Below are 654 nucleotides of genomic sequence, written 5' to 3'. Positions count from 1 at the left end.
GGTGCTGCCTCAGATTCAGGTTATGCCGCTCAATTCGCTGCGTATATCGCTTGCTGATTACGTGCAGCTTTCCCTTCAGGCGGGATTCATACAGCGGCCAGCCATCCGTCATCCATATCACCACGTCAAAGGGTGACAGCAGGCTCATAAGACGCCCCAGCGTCGCCATAGTGCGTTCACCGAATACGTGCCAACAACCGTCTTCCGGAGCCTGTCATACGCGTAAAACAGCCAGCGCTGGCGCGATTTAGCCCCGACATAGCCCCACTGTTCGTCCATTTCCGCGCAGACGATGACGTCACTGCCCGGCTGTATGCGCGAGGTTACCGACTGCGGCCTGAGTTTTTTAAGTGACGTAAAATCGTGTTGAGGCCAACGCCCATAATGCGGGCAGTTGCCCGGCATCCAACGCCATTCATGGCCATATCAATGATTTTCTGGTGCGTACCGGGTTGAGAAGCGGTGTAAGTGAACTGCAGTTGCCATGTTTTACGGCAGTGAGAGCAGAGATAGCGCTGAGGTCCGGCGGTGCTTTTGCCGTTACGCACCACCCCGTCAGTAGCTGAACAGGAGGGACAGCTGATAGAAACAGAAGCCACTGGAGCACCTCAAAAACACCATCATACACTAAATCAGTAAGTTGGCAGCATCACC

The 654-nt window shown here is 54.6% G+C and carries 1 pseudogene; it reads right to left on the bottom strand.

Features of this window, described 5'->3' with window-relative positions:
- A pseudogene (locus tag ACT3R7_RS20715) lies at nt 1-599 on the bottom strand (IS1-like element IS1A family transposase); the annotation flags it as partial.
- Between the last annotated feature and the right edge of the window lie 55 nt (nt 600-654).

This window comes from Halomonas sp. AOP43-A1-21, from assembly GCF_052376775.1.
Taxonomy (GTDB): Bacteria; Pseudomonadota; Gammaproteobacteria; order Pseudomonadales; family Halomonadaceae; genus Vreelandella; species Vreelandella colorata.
This window is presented reverse-complemented; position numbering and strand designations above follow the sequence as displayed.